Below are 737 nucleotides of genomic sequence, written 5' to 3'. Positions count from 1 at the left end.
ACGTTCGACCGCGGAGCGGTCGTAAAATCATGCAACACGTTCTGTCAGGTAAACCGCGTATGCAGGTTTGGCGAGGACTCTGTCCTCGAACGCAGCCTCGCGGGCTCGGCAGCTGCTACGACGGGTGTTTAAGCTTGCCTACGCAGTGCCCATCGGAGGCTACAACGCCTTGCGTCACGGCCTACACCTACGCCAGAATCCGCCGGCTTGTGCGCTTTGGTCCTCGCCTCTATTGTTTCCGTGTCACTGCCCATCAGTGATCGGGTTTAGTAGCCCGCGTTAACTTTCCAACGGTTGCATGAGCGTCATCCAGTCAGGGCTTCCCTGCACTTGATGGTAGCTGTGCGCATGGCGCCCTCGGGCGCGCCGGTTTTGGTGGGTTACCCGGTCTACTAACTTGCGCACAGCTGCCACCCTTTCGTTTAGTAGCGCAATGGTTGCAGCCCTACTTATGGATGACCCCCAATGTTCAAACCTACGCCGAACCCTCCCGAAACCGATCCGGTTTCCCCCTACGCCTCCCTCRATTCAAAAGAACTCCACGCCGCCGCGCACCGTGCGCTSGATCAYTACCTGGTGCTGCCCGAGACCAAGGCATTGTTAACCGACCGACGCCCCGGCTGCATTTTCGTCATCGCCCCCGACATTGACTCTGAAACCCTGCTGGCCCACGCCTGCGAAACCCTCGCCTCGGCCAATGTCATGGCCAGCGATCTGGCGTTCGACCTCGAAGGCCC

General features: G+C 59.7%; 1 protein-coding gene. It reads left to right on the top strand.

Features of this window, described 5'->3' with window-relative positions; translation table 11 throughout:
• Positions 1-465 precede the first annotated feature (465 nt).
• On the top strand, positions 466-737 hold a 272-nt coding region (locus tag AC1DH9_RS30210; RefSeq protein ID WP_477809463.1), incomplete at its 3' end, for a DUF6124 family protein.

Source organism: Pseudomonas sp. 05T35, from assembly GCF_056396605.1.
Note: the sequence above shows the minus strand (reverse complement) of the source record. Positions and strands in the feature narration are given on the sequence as shown.